The organism is Acinetobacter sp. NyZ410, from assembly GCF_022828975.1.
Lineage (GTDB): Bacteria > Pseudomonadota > Gammaproteobacteria > Pseudomonadales > Moraxellaceae > Acinetobacter > Acinetobacter guillouiae.
The window spans coordinates 3718802-3736739 of record NZ_CP094620.1; the positions used below are offsets into that span (position 1 = coordinate 3718802).

12 protein-coding genes are annotated in these 17938 nt (G+C 41.1%); 1 reads left to right on the forward strand and 11 read right to left on the reverse strand.

All coding sequences use genetic code 11. The features are described from left to right. Positions 1–120: 120 nt before the first annotated feature. The 4 genes from MTO68_RS17700 to MTO68_RS17720 form a co-directional block, all read right to left on the reverse strand. Entirely contained in the window at positions 121–1332 is a 1212-nt protein-coding gene (locus tag MTO68_RS17700; RefSeq protein ID WP_244015995.1) for a lipase family protein, read from the reverse strand. Between the two features lie 104 nt (positions 1333–1436). After that, a complete protein-coding gene (locus MTO68_RS17705; protein WP_244013670.1) occupies positions 1437–3929 on the reverse strand; it encodes a TonB-dependent receptor in 2493 nt (830 codons plus the stop codon). A 166-nt stretch (positions 3930–4095) separates the two neighbouring features. After that, positions 4096–5928, reverse strand: coding sequence for an ABC transporter ATP-binding protein (locus MTO68_RS17715; RefSeq protein WP_151802296.1), 1833 nt, complete (start codon positions 5926–5928; stop codon positions 4096–4098). After that, positions 5925–7748 (reverse strand): ABC transporter ATP-binding protein, encoded by a 1824-nt coding sequence (locus MTO68_RS17720; RefSeq protein WP_244013674.1) that lies wholly within the window; start codon positions 7746–7748, stop codon positions 5925–5927. Before MTO68_RS17720 ends, MTO68_RS17715 begins: the two co-directional genes overlap by 4 nt. 286 nt (positions 7749–8034) lie before the next feature. Here MTO68_RS17720 and MTO68_RS17725 point away from each other — a divergent pair, with 286 nt between their 5' ends. Further along, a complete protein-coding gene (locus tag MTO68_RS17725) occupies positions 8035–9090 on the forward strand; it encodes an ABC transporter substrate-binding protein (protein WP_244013676.1) in 1056 nt (351 codons plus the stop codon). A 202-nt stretch (positions 9091–9292) separates the two neighbouring features. Here MTO68_RS17725 and MTO68_RS17730 read toward each other — a convergent pair whose 3' ends face one another. From MTO68_RS17730 to MTO68_RS17760, 7 genes are read right to left on the reverse strand one after another with little or no spacing between them, the layout of a single operon-like run. Then, positions 9293–10561: an acyl-CoA dehydrogenase family protein gene (locus MTO68_RS17730; RefSeq protein ID WP_244013677.1), complete on the reverse strand. Its 1269-nt coding sequence runs from the start codon at positions 10559–10561 to the stop codon at positions 9293–9295. A 26-nt stretch (positions 10562–10587) separates the two neighbouring features. Beyond that, positions 10588–12405, reverse strand: a complete 1818-nt coding sequence (locus MTO68_RS17735; RefSeq protein ID WP_244013679.1) for an ABC transporter ATP-binding protein — start codon at positions 12403–12405, stop codon at positions 10588–10590. Between the two features lie 2 nt (positions 12406–12407). After that, positions 12408–13256, reverse strand: coding sequence for an ABC transporter permease (locus tag MTO68_RS17740; RefSeq protein ID WP_244013681.1), 849 nt, complete (start codon positions 13254–13256; stop codon positions 12408–12410). Beyond that, positions 13253–14404, reverse strand: coding sequence for an ABC transporter permease (locus MTO68_RS17745; protein ID WP_244015996.1), 1152 nt, complete (start codon positions 14402–14404; stop codon positions 13253–13255). The genes MTO68_RS17740 and MTO68_RS17745 overlap by 4 nt, the downstream gene beginning before the upstream one ends. 2 nt (positions 14405–14406) lie before the next feature. Beyond that, complete coding sequence (locus tag MTO68_RS17750) at positions 14407–15984, reverse strand: ABC transporter substrate-binding protein (RefSeq protein ID WP_244013683.1); 1578 nt, start codon at positions 15982–15984, stop codon at positions 14407–14409. Between the two features lie 12 nt (positions 15985–15996). Further along, positions 15997–17190 (reverse strand): LLM class flavin-dependent oxidoreductase, encoded by a 1194-nt coding sequence (locus MTO68_RS17755; protein WP_244013685.1) that lies wholly within the window; start codon positions 17188–17190, stop codon positions 15997–15999. 32 nt (positions 17191–17222) lie between these two features. Beyond that, positions 17223–17933 (reverse strand): class II aldolase/adducin family protein, encoded by a 711-nt coding sequence (locus MTO68_RS17760; protein ID WP_004717530.1) that lies wholly within the window; start codon positions 17931–17933, stop codon positions 17223–17225. Positions 17934–17938: the final 5 nt, after the last annotated feature.

Genomic DNA, 17938 nt, shown 5'->3' on the forward strand with positions numbered 1-17938 from the left:
GCTAAATAAAAACCGCTCATTTAATCGGATTGAATGAGCGGTTTTTTATTACTTGCTAATTTAAGGTCTTGTCATAACCATGAGCATCATTATGAGGGATGGTTATTTTCTTCTGATTTTCTATTGTAAATCTGGTTTGCAAATGGACTGAATCTTCTCCCCTGCAATCACCTTTTTGGCAAATGGAATAGAATCTTGTAGGGAAGCATTCACTGTCTCACTATGTCCCAATCCATGATACAAATGCCCTTCAACGACTGTACCTGCCTTACATGCATCCGCCACCAACTTTATTTGATTCCGTGCATCTGGTGTACGATCATTTGCCCCAGTGCCAATAAATAATGGATGATTGATTTTTAAGGTCGGGAAATAGCCATAATCATTGGATTGTTTTTCCTGTAATTTTTTATAGATCGATGGTGGATTCGCCTTATAGGCTTGCGCAGGTGAAAGTCCTGCTGTTTGAATATCTCCCATAAAACTGGTCAAACAGGCATTTCTTGCTTGTTCCACCAAAGGCACTGCTTCAGCGGTAAAAATATCTTCAGTTTTGATTTCAGGAAATAAGCTTTGCGTCACTAAAAAACTATAAATACCATATGCTAAGGATGGACTGACTTCATAAGGATTTAACTTTAACTGATTCTTTTCAGCTGTTGCCTCTGGGTCCTGATAAATCACCCCTGTGCCAATAGATCCTTTAATATTTAACTCTGGTGCATAGGTTGCTGAATAAGCTGAAGCTGAAACAGCCCCCGCCCCACCTTGAGATTGCCCCACAATAACAAAACGATTTGCTAGAGGTAATTTCGTTTTAAGCGCAGCTCGACCGCTGTCTAAAATACTATAAGCAAGCATTGGATTATTGATCAGCAAGTGCGGGCCAGCCACACCAAGTCCTTCATAGTCAGTTGCTACTACAGCGAATCCTTCTTTTAACCATCGATTTAAATATTGTACATCTCGATAAGATCGTCCATTCCAAGAAGGTGCGCAGGCATCTGCTAGACCAACCGTACCATGTGCCCATAACACAACAGGCCAACCTTCTTTCGGTGGCGTACCTTTAGGAAGATGTACCGTCCCAGAAACCACAATGGGGGTCTTACTATCCCGTCCACTTGTTGAACTATATAAAATACGAATGGCCGTACTATCATTGTCCAAACGGATATAAGGGTTGCTGATGTCCTCTGTCTTTAACAGTTTTCCAGCTTGTTCTGGAATCGCAGCTTTCCATGTATAAAATGCTGAAACACGTCCATCCCCATAACGATCTTCAGGCTGAGGGGCTTGCTGGGCATTTGCCATTCCAGCAGACGTTAGTATGCTTGCGACAAAAACGGATTTAACCACATTAGATATAAAAGTATTTTGCATTTTCATGACCTTGAAACCTATTTAAAAACTGCTTTAAAAATTTATTTTTTAATTTAAAAGTCGTAACTTACACGGCCATATAAATACGTTCCAAAGGCACCTTCTGGCGCATTAAAACTGTATTTGACGATGTTCCCTACAGATGAGTCTTTGGCTTTGTCTGGGTAACTGTTAAATAAATTATTTGCGCCCAGATTGAATTTTAGCCCTTTTACCCACGCATCTGCTTTGTAGCCAAAGTCCAAATCAGCAATCCATTGCGGATCAAAGGTCTGATCCAATGAAGTATTGGTATTATTTAAAGTGGTCCATTTATCATAACGACGGACTGCGGCATTGATACTCCACGCTTGATTTGACCAAAGTGCCCCCAATGCTAATTTGGTTTTTGGCGCTGTAGATTCAATTAGGCTTTGGGTATTTCGACCAGCAATACTAGAGACTGGAATTCGCTCACCTTTTGCAGTGATTGAGTCTCGGCTGTCAGTGATTTTATTTTTATGATAAGCCAAGCCTAAATTCAGCTTTAACTTGCCATATTGTTCAAGATCAAGATCATGTTTTAACGCGAACTCCAAACCACGTGTTTGCGTATCTAATAAATTATTAAAAAACGCCACATTGGCAATATTTGCATACGGCGTATTTGCAAAAGCATTATTGATCACGCTGCCAGTAATATTGTCAGAAAGTAAAATACGATTTCGAATATCGATTTGATAAAGATCTAAAGTTGCAGAGGTATTGATAAATGGTTTGAGTACCAAACCTAAAGAATAATTGGTCGATTTCTCAGGCTTAAGTGAAGTTCCACCAATCAGTAAAGCCGCTTCACTTCCCGCAACTAAAGTCCTTTGCTGTACATCTTGCCAACCTGTCGGAGTTTGCACCGTTTGTACACTATAAGCGGAGTATCCTTGCTGGGCTAATGACGGTGCGCGATAACCTGTATTGACAGATCCACGAAGGGTCAACTGCGGAGAAATATCATATTTGGCAAAGAGTTTGCCGTTGGTTGTCGAACCAAAGTCTGAATATTTTTCTGTTCGAATAGCAGCACCAACATTTAAATCTTTTACAATATCGGCTTCGAGATCCAAATAAATGCCGTACACATCTCGACTAATTTTGCGTTGGTCTTGATCTGTAATACCCGCGTATATACCTGGGATACCCGTACCTAAAGCCGTACTTGGATTAAAATAGGGTCCACGGGTATAGGCAATGGGGTCGCCTGCATTTTGTTTATATTGTTCCCAACGGTATAGCGCTCCCGTCGAAACAGTCAATGGACTGGCTAAACCATCAATTGCAAAATCACGACTATAGTCCAGTCCTGTATTGAGTTGGGCAAAAATGTTTTCCCCTAAATCATAATGAGAGGGTGAATCTGCACCATAACTTGGGTTAATACCATTGCCTTGTTCAGTACTGACCTTGTTTTGTCCATAAGTGGCATACAGGTCATATTTTCCTGAAGTCTGGTTGCCTTGTTTAACCCCAAACGTGGTCGCAAAATCATCCACACTGACTAAACTCAAAGGTGAGCGTCCATCAGGATAACGTTGCTTAAAATAACTGGATTGATTCAGTACTGTTTTGGTGGTTGGAGGTTCATAAAAATTTTCCCCGATGGTCTTACGATGCCCATAACTACTAAAACCATACAAGGCAATTTCATCAGTTAAAGGTAAATCTAAATTCGCAGTGATATTGATTTGGTCTTTTTGTTCAGGAGAACCAAATTTCCAAGTTCTAAATGGTGTGTTCTGCTCGGTATATTGGGCTTGGGTTGAACCATCATAAAATGTTCGCGTATCTGGTGCAGTATTACTTGCAGCTTCACGCTTTCCTAAATCTACGGCAACAGTTAAAGCACCATCATTGGGTAATTCAAAGCCTTTCCAAAGATTGATTTTATGCTGTTCACCATCCCCTTGTGTATAACCTCCAATTTGATAACTCACGCCACCGCCATGATCACGTGATTTCAATATAATGTTAACCACGCCCGCGATCGCGTCAGAACCATATTGAGCTGCGGCACCATCTCGTAAAATCTCTATACGTTCAATGGCACTAATCGGGATTAGGCTTAAATCTGTTACCGCAGCACCTCTCCCCCCAGCATACGCTTGTCGAGTGAAGTAAGCCGCTGTATGGCGACGTTTACCATTGATCAAAATTAAGGTTTGATCTGCAGATAAACCTCGCAATGCAATACTCGGCGGCACCGATGCACCGAAACCACCCGCAGGTGATGTTGGTAAACTCACTGACGGCGATAAGCGTGTTAATGCAGCGGCAAGATCACCTGCCCCTGTTTCTTGTAGTTCTTTGGCTGTCACAATGTCTACTGGAGCAGGAGCCTCTAAAGCACTATTGATAGCTCGCCGAGAACCCGTTACAACAACTGATTGCAATGTCACGACATCCTCTTTTTCTGATACAGGCCTTTGTTCATTTGCCAAAGTGATTGAGGCGGTAAGTGTACTGAACGCAAAAACAGAAGAATGAAGAATGAATTGAGAAAAATATGTACGCATATAAGCTTCCTTAACGATCTGCACCGATATAGCAAAGCCAATGCCAAAATTTTTATTATTGAATATCAAAAACTTGTCATTAAAAATAAAAAAACCATTGTTTATATTTAAACAATGATTCGAAAAAATGTTTATAAAACCACAGATTTGCTAGTGGCGCATAAGCTTATACAAGTTGATTGTGTAAATAAGATTGATACAACTGATAGTAAGATTGTTGCTGTTGAATCAGTTGTTCATGAGCACCTTGTTCCACTACAGCCCCATTCTCAATCACCACAATTTTGTCTGCTTCTTGAATGGTACTTAAGCGATGTGCGATCACAATACAGGTTCTATTTTTACATAAGCGTCGAAGGGCATATTGGATTTTCTGTTCCGTATAAATATCAATTGCAGAGGTCGCTTCATCTAAAATTAAAATTTTAGGATCAGCCAAATATGCACGTGCCAGACAAACAAGTTGGCGTTGCCCATGACTTAAATTTTTTCCGAGTGTTCCAACTTCAGTAAAATAACCATGAGGAAGCTGTCCTAGAATATCATCTGCACCAAGTTCTTCAATCGCCTGAATCAGTTGTTGATCTGTAGCTTCGGGTTGAATTAAACGTAAATTGTCTAAAATTGTGCCGCTAAACAAGACATTGTCCTGTAAAACAATACTGACATTTTGTCTTAAACTGTCCAGATGAATATCCTGTATCGGATAACGGTCTAAGAAAATCCCACCCTGCTGAGGCTCATAAAACCGTGTCAGTAACTGAACGATCGTGCTTTTACCATGACCTGTAGGCCCTACGATCGCAACCACCGTTCCAGCGTCGATCTCTAAATCAAAATTTTGTAAAACAGCTTTGGTGGTATAAGCAAAATGTACAGACTGAAAACGAATATGCCCGTTAAGTTGCCCTAATTTCAACGCATGTGGTGCATCTTGAATGCTAGATTGGGTATCTAAAAGTAGAAATATCCGTTGTGCACACGCTGCACCATTGGCATAACGCTCAAATAAATCGGTCAATTCCTGTAAAGGTGCCAAGAATAAAAACACGTAAAAAATACTTTCGGCAAACTGTCCAATACTGATGACACCTTCACTATAAGCATAACTTCCAATCACAATAAAAACCGCGGTTGCCACTGTCGAAAGCAATCCAGTAAATGGGGCAAACCAGCTGGTCCGCTTACTTCCATAAATAATAGAATCATTAAAATCTTTTAAGAGCTGCTGATAACGCTGTTGATTGGTTTCACTATAATTTAATTGCTGAATAATTTTGGCGCCATTTACCGTTTCAACCAAATGTGCAGTAAATCGACTGCGTTCTTCGGCAACCCGTCCCCAATGCCGTTGTGATGACTTTTTAAATATTGCAGTCATTGTCAATAAAATCGGCAAAGTTGCAAATAAACACCAGAAAAATGGGGGATAGATATGCCACAAAAGCACAGATGCTAATCCGCAACGTAAAATCGCAGAAAGTAGTTCAGGTGGTCCTTGTATCAATACTGGTTCTAAAGTATCGACATCACGATCCGCTCGTGAAATAATTCGGCCGGCTTTAGTTCGATCAAAATAACCAATATTTAAAGCTTGAATATGTTGAAATAATGAACGTCTTAGATCATTAATGACGCTTAAAGCCGCTTTTCCAGACAAGTATTTTGATATACCCGCTAATCCAAAACGACACACCCAGCTGAATGCCAGAATAGCAATTGCTATAAAAAGTACTGGCTGATACAACACCAGTTTCCCAGCCACTTGCTGAAATCCAGAATCTAAAATGTACTTGACTGCCCATGGACGTACAAAGATGCTCAGCACTTGTAAGATCTCTACTGAGATCATGGCTAGAATTAAATAACGAATCGGATAAAGCAAAGGAATGAGTTTTTTTAACATTCCGCGATGTAGCGCGGTTTTAGCTAAGTTTTCTTCGATCTGCAGATCAGAGATTTTCGCCAGCGGACGGAAATTTTTAACCGTGGTATTCATGCTTGAATCTCCTGTTGCGCTTTTTGAAAACCCATCAACTCCCGATAAAATACGCAATGCTGGAGCAATTCTGTGTGGCTCCCTTGAGCAAGAATTTGTCCCTGATCTAATACGATAATGCGATCTGATAAAGAAATCGTGGTCTGTTTATTTGAATTGATCAGAATGGTTCTTTTGAGCTGATTTTTATTGTCAGCCAAGCCTGATAAACGCTGTAACACCTGTTTTTCTGTAGTGGAATCTAAAGCACTGGTTGAATCATCAAGCGCCAAGATTGGCGAGTTTTTTAAAATTGACCGTGCCAGTGCAATCCGTTGTTTTTGCCCTCCAGATAAGGTGACTCCCTTGTCCCCTATTCGTGTCTCCAGACCAGCATCGAGTCGCTGTAACAGTTCAGATGCTGAAGCCAAATGCAATGCGTCTCGCATCTCCTGTTCAGTCGCATCCTGTTTGGCTATTTTTAAGTTATCCGCCAAAGTTCCTGAGAAAAAGAAATTATCTTGCGGAATAATCTGAACCATATGACGTAAGTTAACCAAACTAAGATCTTTAAGATTGAGCCAACCGCGTTGATCTGAACCAATCCAGACCTGCCCTGCGGTTGGATCGATAAAACGATTGAGCAAGTTCATCAGTGTGGTTTTACCCGCTCCAGTTTTCCCCACAATGGTGACGATTTCACCTGCTCGGAATTCAACATTACACTGTTTTAAAATATACTTTTCTGTGCTTCGATCCTGAAAACTGACATTTTCCAGTCGAATATTTAAACCTTCATCCCCATCAGCATCCCCTTGTAGTGGCAAAGCATGTGCAGCATCTACAATTGCCGATTTCTCATCTAGCATTTGCCATATTCGAGTTGCCGATGAACGTGCATCTGCAAAAATATGTAAGACCTGTCCAATACTTTCAATACGAAACACCAATAAATTTGCCATAAGTACAGCAGCCACAAATTGCCCAATCTGTAATTGATTTTGTCCAATTAAGTAGCCACCAAACCCAATCACCCATAAGTAGGAACAGGCAATAATCATTTGAGGAATCGGTAAGCGTTGTGCACTGGTGCGAATGGTTTGAATGGAATGACGAATAAAGCTATCAACTGCAGAATCAAAACGTTGTAAGAGCTTTTCCTCAAGTTGAAAGGCTTTGACCACTCGAATGCCATTGACGCTTTCAGCCAAAGTATCACTGACTTTTTCATAGGCATAGGCAACTTGATGATCCAGCACCACCAACTGATTGGTCAGTTTAAACAGCACAGCTAGGCCTAGAAAAATAAAAATAAGCGGGACGATCCCCAACCAAGGATGATACCAACACAACAATCCAACTGTTGCGGCGACCACTAGACTGGATTCAAACACTTGTCGCCAAAAATTAATTAAAGCTTCTTTTAATTTATCTGAATCTCGGGTGGTTCTTGATAAAACTTCACCTAATCCGTGTTTCCAGTGCCATGAAACATCTAAATGCTGGACCTGGCTAAAGATTCTTTCTCTTAAAATACTTAACAATTGCTGTCCAATCGTCAAGGCACTTAAACCCGCTAAATATTGAATAATGGCACGAAGTAAAGCGATACTCGTCAGTAGAATAAACCAAAACCACGGATTTAACGGATCTGTAAAAGCATGTTGAAATAAACTTTCAGGTTGGCTGTGTTTTAGCGTATCAATCGCATGTCCGATTGAATATTGCTGTAGTGCTAAGCCAAAATTGGCAAGGACAAATAATGTTGCCGTCAATACAAAGCGAAATGGCATAAAACGATATAAGGCCAAACTTCGCAGCAGTGGATAATTTTTAAACATAAAAATAAAACAACAACTAAAGATCTATAGCTCACTGCGAGATCTATGCCAAATTTTTCAACGGCATAAATATTTTAATCCACTGTTTTATATTATTTTTTTAAAAAACATGTTTGATGAGATGTTTGATTTAAAACATCCGCACTTATTCTCTGTTGTTATTGCAACAATATTTGATATATCAACATCATAAAAATAGATATTAAAAATATATTTTAAATATCAACAAGTTAAACAATGGCATCAATATTGCTTTAAAGCATTCAAATCACAACAGGATGTCACAATGACAACACTTCAAACGCGACCATTAAATACACTTTGGTATACACGCTGTCCAGTTCCTACAGGGCTCGGAATCTCGATTCAAAAAGGCTGGCTAAAAGAAAAATTTATTGAGCAACAAATTGAAATTAAATCAATTCGTGAATCGAACTCAAAAGAGGTTCGTAACTCACATTTTAACCATACCCTTGCCAATTCAGTTCGGCATGGTGGCAGTATTCCTGCAATTTGGGCATATGCTTCTGGACAAAAAACCAAAGTCATCGGTTTATCTTGGGCAGATGAAGTCCAATTACTGCTGACTCGATATGATTCCCAAATTAAGACGGTTGAGGATCTAAAAGGTAAACGCTTTGGGCTCCCACTGAATCAAGATGCCATCATCGATTTCTCTCGTGCTCAAGCCATTCGCGGTTTAGAAAATGCATTAAAAACAGTAAATCTTAAGGTCAGTGATCTGGAACTGGTGGATTGTCTGCGTGCTGATATATTAGTGGCACAACAGCAAAATCATACCGAAGAAAATGATGCGAGTTTCTTTAGCAATCGTAATAAACTGAGCGCAAGTGCAGAGATTGTGGCTTTAATCAAAGGGGATGTCGATGCCATCTTTTTAAAAGGCGCACATGCAGCACAAATTGCCCATGATTTTGCCCTGCATACCATTATTGATATTGGTTCACATCCCGACCCTATCCTACGTTCAAATAATGGTACCCCTCGAACACTAACTGTGGATGAAGATTTTCTATCGCAATATCCACAACAAGCTCAATCCATCGTCGATGCGGTTTTACAAGCTGAACAATGGGCGCATGTGCATGCAGATGAAACTCACCGCTATCTGGCTAAAGAATGTAATAGCAGTGAACAATGGGTCCATGCAGCTTATGGCGCAGATGCACATCTCAAGCTGAATACCAATTTTGATGAAACATCGATTATTGCCTTACAAGACCTTAGTGACTTTCTCTATCGCTGGAAGTTTATTCCAGCTCAAATCAATGTTCGTGAATGGCTAGCACAAGACATTGCTATTCATGCACAAGTGGCTTAACAATACGAAAAAATAAAAGGTTGTCGTGATGACAACCTTTTATTTTTCAGCTTCCAAATTTAAGGCATCGCCTATACAAAAGCTTCTGACTATTATCAACGTATAAAGCGCTGCTTCTCACCGAAAAAACATATGCGATTAAGTACTGCCTCAAACAGTTGTGGATGAGGTTTCCGAATAGCATATTTTTGTCGAACTCAAATTATGACTTAAATTTGGTCACATTTTCAGCCTGTTTCTTTAAAAGTACAGAGTTATATTCGCCAGGTGGAATATTATTTAAATAATAATTTCCAACATGATATAAACGCCAACGAATCGGATCATGTGTGGTATGCGTACGTGCATTACGCCAGAAACGATCTAAATTCCATTTTGAAAAAGTAGAGCTTGCTCCAAGTAAGCCAAAGATTTCACTGGAAATTTTCAAAGATGCATGGTCTGACTGACTCCGTGTGGCAGCCACAGATAAAATCAATTCAGTTTGTAAGGCTTCATCTTCCAGATTAGTTAAATGCTGCTCAAAAATCGCTGCTGAGCGATCTAAAAGTGCTTCTGCTGAACGGACCAAAACTGCAAACTCACCAATTTGCTTAATGATATGCGGTTCCTGTGTCGGGGAGTCGACGCCACTTTCCACCCAAGGACGAGCATTCTGTTGCAAATAATCAATCCCCCCTTCAAGTGCACCTTTAGCAATACCTGTATCCATAGCTGCATGCAAAATCTGAGGCCAAGTTAAACCTGTGCGTAGCACTGTCCCTAAACCACCAGTATTGCGCTTGGCAACATAGCGTTCATCGACAACAACATCTTTAAAATTGACTGTGCCACTGACACTATTGTTTTGCCCCATTGCATCCCAATCATCGAGCAGTTCTACCCCATGCGTATCACGATGAATCAAGATCGAAACAGGTCCATCATCACTGCCTGCAAATAAAGAGATCCACTCGGCCAATAAAGAGCCTGTGGAATAAAATTTACTGCCATTTAAGATTAACTGCCCTTGTGAATTTCTTTCTACACGAGTCTTATGCTGAAATTTATCTTTTCCGCCCACTTCTGCAAGTGCATTGCCTAAACGTTTACCACTCAATACATCACGCAATAATTGATCGCGAATATCATCCTCATAACCCGTTAAAATTCCTCGAAACATGGTGAAATGAATCTGTAGAAGTTGCCCCACACCACCATCTGCAGATGAAATGATCTTTACCACATTAACCAAAGTAGTAATACTTGCGCCTAAACCACCAAATTGTTGAGGAACAATAATCGCTGTCAGACCTGCTTCTGAAATTAAGCGGGCCTGTTCATAAGGAACACTTTTGTTATATTGAGGATCTTGAGCAAATTCAGTCAGTTGTTTTGCTACTGCATTGGCAATATCCAATGCTTCTTGTTCACTTTGAATATGTCTTATACTGCCCAATTCTAAAAAATTGTGTTGCTGAATATCGTTCATTTTAACTCCGGAAAATCTCTTGTTTTTTATGCACAGATACGCTGTGCTGTAGTCTTAAATAAGCTGGGTGCATGTTTGAGCAAAGTTTTGGTATACGCATGTTGCGGATGACTCAGTACTTGATCGGTTTCACCGTATTCCACCAGATGGCCATTTTTTAAAACGGCAACTCGATCAGCAATTGCTCTAACTACCCCAAGGTTATGGGTCACAAAAAGTAAAGTTACGCCTTGCTTTTGCAGTTGTTGCAACAGTTTTAAAATAGATGCTTGTACTGACACATCTAAAGCAGAAGTAATTTCGTCGCAAATCAAAACATCAGGCTGACATAACAGCGCTCGTGCAATCGCTACACGTTGCCGTTCTCCGCCAGATAAATCTCTTGGGTAGAGTTCTTGAACCTGTGGAGGAAGCGAGACTTGTTGAAGTACCTGAACGACCTTTTGTTGAGTTTCTTGCTGAGATGTAGCAAAAAAGTGCTGAACCACTTTAGTGAGTGTCTGTCCTATGGTATGCGCTGGATTCAAGGCTTTATATGGATTTTGAAAAATATACTGCAGTTTATGTCGTTGTGTTAACTGACGTTTTTGTCCCTGCAAGGACAATACTTCATCAGCTAAAATCACCTGACCTTCTGCATTTTCATTCAGTCCTGCAATCACTCTAGACAATGTGGTTTTACCTGAACCAGACTCCCCGACTAAGGCCAAACATTCTCCACGCTGTATTTGAAAAGAAACATCGAAAAGTGCTTGTTGCTGGCCATACCAAGCATTGATATGTTTTACTTTAAGCAGTGCCTGTTGATCTGTTTTTAATTCAATCAGATGCGGATCAAGCTCTTGAAAATTGATCACGCCCACTTCATCCCAATGATGACAAGCAACAAAATGTGGATCAAATGCTTGAGATAACAGGGTTAATTTCGGTTGCTGTTGATGACATAATTCGCTAGCGAAAGTACATCTTGCGGCAAAAGCACATCCTGTTGGACGGTCATTCGGTGAGGGTGCATGTCCTTCGATGGGGGATAAATATTTACGAATCGACACATCGGGGATGGCATTGAGTAAACCTTGGGTATAAGGATGTTTTGGCGTTTCAAATAACTGGCTTAATGCAGCATCTTCTGCAATCTGGCCTGAATACAGGACGATTACGCGATCTGCAATATCTTTCACCACAGTCAAATCATGTGATACATAAATTGCTGCGACATTATATTCGCGACATAATTTACGAATAATATTCAGCACTAAAGTTTGGGTCGTAACATCCAATGCTGTTGTCGGTTCATCCAAGACAATTAAGCGAGGCTGTAACAAAAATGCCAATGCTAATAAAATCCGTTGTTGTTGCCCGCCGGAAAGCTGATGAGGATAGCGTTTTAAAAACACATCATCCTGAGGCAATCCCACTTCATCTAAAATTTTAGCAACTTTATGATTTCTTTCACTACTGGATAAGCGTGATTGATGAACTTCTAATAACTCAAGTAGATGCTGTCCAATTGTTAATGCTGGATTTAGTGCCGTTCCCGGATCTTGGGCAACGTGACTGATTTTATAACCTCGAATTTGACGCAAGGCGTGATCGTCAAGACTGAGGATATCTTGTCCATCCAGCGCAATTGTGCCTTGAATAATTTTGGCACCATGTCGTGCATAGCCCAATAACGCACTCGACAATGTGGTTTTACCTGAACCACTTTCTCCCACCAATCCAAGGACTTCGCCCTCGTTTAAATGAAAAGAAATATTCGAAACCACATGCTTGCCTGTGTTGACCAACGCCACCGTTAAGTCTTTTACCTGTAATACCGTATTCTTTAAAATCTCTGTCATGGTTACTTTTCCTCAATCCGCGCTGCGGCACGCCCTACACCTTCAGCCAACACATTGGTTCCCAGCGCAAACAAAGCAATTAAAATTACTGGTGCAAATACTGCCCACGGTTGAACCAATAACCCAGCACGATTTTCATTAATCATCAGGCCCCAATCGGCTGCAGGAGGTGCGATACCATAACCAAGAAAAGCCAGACCAGATAACATGCCAACAGCCCACGTCAACATCACCCCAAGATGAATTAATAAGGGTGTCAGCATATTGGGTAGGATTTCACGGAATAAAATATAGCTTTTCGAATAACCTAAAATTTTGGCGGCCTCTACATACTCTTGCTCAACCAGATTTAGCGCAACACTTCGTGCAAGACGTACTACCCCAGGAATAAAAGCAATCGAAACTGTGAGCACAATCAGCCATGGCTCACGCCCTAGCATCGAAACGATTAATAGCACTAAAATCAGATCAGGAAATGCCATAAAAACATCGGTAAGCCAAGTCACAAACTGGTCAACTTTATCTCGTGCAAAAGCAGCCAATATGCCTAAGCTGGAACCAATAATTAAAGCCACCAGACTGGCAGCGAGGGTCATCCAAATAATTGAAGCACCGCCCGCTAATACACGAGACCAAACATCATGCCCAATATAGTCATAGCCAAGAAAAGCCTGTGCTTCAGGCGCACCATAGGTCATGCCCACTAATGCAGTTGGTTCAAAAGGAACCAGCACTGGCCCAATAAGCGCAAATATCAAAACTAAGCTTGTCACCACAAAACCAAAACGGACTTGTCGCTCAGAAATCAAGGCTTTGAAAAACTTATGTTGATACCAATGAAGTGTACTCATTTCCCCTCTCCTGAATTGATATTCTTCAAGGCATTACGGCGATCGACAGGCTTTACCGTAATCGGTCGGCCAGATTTCCATAAACGTAATGCCTGACGTAAACCAGGTGAGCGGGCTTTATGTTTTTTTGCAGTGCGTATTTTCGGTGTGAGTAAAGTGGTCATTAAGTCTGCAATTAAATTGACTACCACCACACAGATGGTCAGCAATAACACAATCGCTTGAATGGTAGGAATATCCCGCATTTCAATTGCTGCATTCAATGCATTGCCAATTCCGGGATAACTAAATACAACCTCGATAATTAAAGCCCCACTGAGTAAAACCCGTATGGTCAATGCCGTGCCTTGTACCACAGGCACTAAAGCATTAGGTAAAACATGCTTCCAGATAATGCGACGCTCTGGAATACCGCGTAATCGTGCTGAAGTGACATAATCGGACTCTAAGGCATCAATCATTGAGCCTCGCACAAGACGCATGAGATAAGGAATAAGCGATAAAGCTAACGTTAAAATGGGTAAAATTAAAAACTCTAACTGGCTAAACGGAGACTGCCCAGGAATCAACAATGATGCAGCGGGTAATACATGCAAGATCGAAGTTGAAAATAACATCATCAGCCAAATGGCAATGACAAATCCGGGCACTGCTTTAAAAATAATCGAGCTAGATACAATGATTCGGTCTAGTTTGCTATCACGACGTAGCGATAACCAAACCCCAAGTAAAACTGAAATCGGTACAGTGATTGCCACCACCAAGCTACTCAAAGCAAACGTATTACCAAAATAATTTTGAATAATCTGTAATACAGGTACATTAGAATCAATTGAGCGTCCAAAATTACCTTGTAATAATTGAGTCAGCCAATTCCAGTATTGCACCAATATCGGTTGAGTCAGCCCCAATTGTTCACGCAGTATTTGAACCGTAGCTTCTGGTGCTTCTGGTCCTAAAATAACCCGCGCAGGGTCAGATGGAAGTGCTTGAGTCGCGATAAATACAATTAAACTAATCACAAAAATCACTAAAATTCCTGACACGATACGGGTCAAAAACCAAGGTAACCATGCAGGAAATTCAAACGACTTGGCGATTGCTGGATGTTGAATCGAGCTTTCAATTTTGCTGGCTTGAGTCGTCATCATCACTCCCCTTTACGCCAAAACTCATCAGTTCGCCATGCTGCAAAACCGGTTCGATCAGGTGTTACACCACCAATCTGATGAGAATGTGCATCTAAAACATTGTTAAAACCCCAAATCAGTAAGCCACCTTGTTCATGCTGAATTTGCTGTGCCTCATGCACCAGAACTTTGCGTTTTTCCAGATCAGGCTGTTGCAATGCGTGATGCACCAGCTCCGTAAAACGGGCTTGATTAAAACGGGTTTTGTTATTGGCTGCACCGGGTCCATCAATCTGCAATACCGTCAATAAAAATGGACGAGAAACATTTGAACCTGTACTCAATGCCCAATCTTGTTTGACTGCATCTGCAAATGTTGCAGCTTCAACTTGTTTAACGTTTACGATCACGCCAGCTTGCGCTGCATGTTGCGCAAACACCAAGGCGGCATTGCTATCTGGTCCTGTATATAAATCAACTTTTAAGTTTTGATCAAAACCAGCGGCTTTTAATAGTGTTTTAGCTTTGGCTAAATCTTGCTTACGCTGTGGAATTTCATGGTTATAAACAGGATCACTAAATGAATACAGATCGTTGGCAATTCGCCCTTGTCCCGCCAATGCCCGTTTCACTAAATCATCCCGATTGGCAATCAAACGAAATGCTTGTCTGACACGAGGATCATTAAACGGTGCTTTAGTGGTATTCATGTCAAAGGATTGCCAAGCATCTGTTTCAGATGAAACAACATTCAGTCGTTTATTGGCTTGAATCAAAGATAAATGCTCAGCACTAATACCCGATGCAATATCAATTTGCCCTGATTGCAAAGCAGCAAGACGCCCGGTTTGGTCTTTAAAATCTATAATTTCAATTGCATCTGCATAAGGCTGATTGTCTTTCCAATAATTTTCAAAACGTACGAAACGGGAACGTTGACCTGGGGTAAAACTTTCCAGTTTAAACGGGCCTGCCCCGACGACATTCTTGATTGGGTCATAATCTGTTGGAACAATACCACCCCAACTCATCCATGCTTCAGGTAGGGCTACTAAGCCTTTGCCTTGAGCAAATGGAATTTCAACGGTGTAATCATCACGCTTTTTAATCGCATCGCGCTGTAATGAATACAAATAAGCAGCAAAGGGAGACGCCAGTTTAGGATCGGTCAAACGACGTAAAGAGAAAATGACATCATCGGCTGTAATGGTTTTACCATGATGAAACTCAAGCCCTTTCTTTAACCGAATCGTCCATTTAGTCCCATCCTCATTGGGTTCTGCAAATTCAGCAAGCGCCAATTTAGGTTGAATATCTCGCCCCCACTCCCATAATTTGGCATATAACGGCCAACCTCTAAAGGCACTCGACATTCCAATCGGCTTATGGGCATCTAAATTTCCAGCTTGATTACCATTAATCACCCCAATTTTGATCACTCCACCTTTTTGCGGTGTGGCATGCTGGCTTGTATGTGCAGCAGCTTCATTGGATGCTGAGGAATCGGAACGAGAACACCCGATCAGGCTTGCTGCTGCAATCGTACCTAGACCTAAACCAGTATTTTTAATTAATGCTCTACGCGTAATTTTACTCATAGGATTCTCCTTTTAAACCACAGTTTCTTGATTCAACAGAGTATCTACAGAGGAGCGATTTTTTAACTTCGGTAACTCAAAACCATGATCGAGCTCAAGTAGAGGAAACAACAAGTCTGCAACACGGTAAACTTCAGTGATTAAAGGAAAACCCGACAAAATAAATGCAGATGTACCGTAGCTTTCATATTCTTGGATACGTTGAGCAATATTTTCAGCGCTCCCGACCAATGCGGTCCCCGCAGCGGGATTTAAGATATCAAAACCAAACAGTGATGGCCCTGTCCAAATATTTGGATAAATTTCAAAATCTTTAGCTTGAGGTAATATCCCCTGACGTAAGCGTTCTAAATTTTTTTGAACAATCGGGTTATTACTTTGATAGCTTTCAAAAGTTTCATTGGGTGGAAGCTGACGTTTTACTGCTTCAATCGCATAATTCACATCAATTTTATCGAGTAGAGACTGCGCGTATTGCCACGCTTCTTCTTCGGTTTCACGAACAATAATTTGTAAGCGAGTTCCATACTGCAAAGTTCGCCCAACTTTAGCGGCTTCTTTTGCAACCTTACTGAATTTTTCTCCCAGCAGCGGCGGTGTGTTGGCAAAGCTTAAATACACATCCAGCAATTCCACTGAATGTTGTACCCCTTTCGCTGATGTGCCAACGCCCCACAGTGGTACGCCTTGTTTTTGGGTTGCCCCATGCCATTTTGACATCGGTGAAGCACCCTCTTGACGTGGAGCCACTTGAATAAACTCACCCTGAAAACCAGATTTATCGCCTAAATAATTCTGTTGAAATGTGCTCCAGTATTCTTTACTAAAGTCATAGCGTTCATCATGTGAATAATGAATACCCAAAGCGGCAAGTCCCTGATCATTGCCATTGACCACATTAAACAACAAACGTCCCTGAGAAAATGCATCAAAAGTTTGTGCATATTTGGCTAAAACTGCGGGTTGAACTTCGCCTGGATGCTGCGCAACCAAAAACTTCAGGCGTTCAGTAAAAGGAATTAAACTCGCAGCAACCGCCAGTGTTTCATACTCACTTGTACCCATGAGCGAACCGTAAAACCCCAGACGATCTGCGGTAATTGCAATTTGTTGCAAATGTTCATAATCGGTATCCCAGCGTCCCGACTCCAACCAAGGATAGGGACCATCAGGAGAGGTGAGATACCATAAAAGTTTTACAGCCATAATATTCTCTATATTTGTTTTAAATCATGTTTCTAATGGAGTGGAAGTAATCCCAGTGATTTTGCTTTTTCAGTCAATCCGCTCATTTTCCACTGTTGCTGTAACACCCCTTGCCCATATTCACGACTTCCTCCAACCAGTTCTGCTAACAGTTGAATTTGAGCACCTTCTTCAAGCAATAAAATAAATTCAGCAGTTTCCTGTAGACCTTGACGCCCCCAAACTGTGGCACCGCCATTGGCTTCCAAAATAGCCCGATGCTCAATATCAATCTTGAGTTGATCTAAAATGAAATCGACTTCTGCCTGACGGCGATCGATATAAATCGGTAATTCATTAAATAAATGAAAACGCTGAACAGGCACATATCGAATCGGTAGGGTCCGGTGTGTTTGGGCCCAAGCACCTAAATTCGGTGCATGTACATGAGAGATTGTGGTGACATCTGCATGTTCACGAAACAGTTTGTTATAACGGCCACCAGCACCTTTTCGTCCCAATAAAACTTCACCATCAAGTTTCTCTACCAGTACTTTGCTTTTTTTATCTCGTGACCAAGGACCTGCATAGTTAAAGGTCACCAAGGTATTCTCAGGGGCGCGTTCAACAAAATTGACCGTGCCATTGGCAGTGATTGTGCCCGTCTCACGGAACACCTCAAATGCAAATTCAGCTTTTTCACGGTTGCGTTCAATAAAATCATTGAGTTCAGGGGAAAGTGGCGATTGAATCAGTGTAGTCATGATAA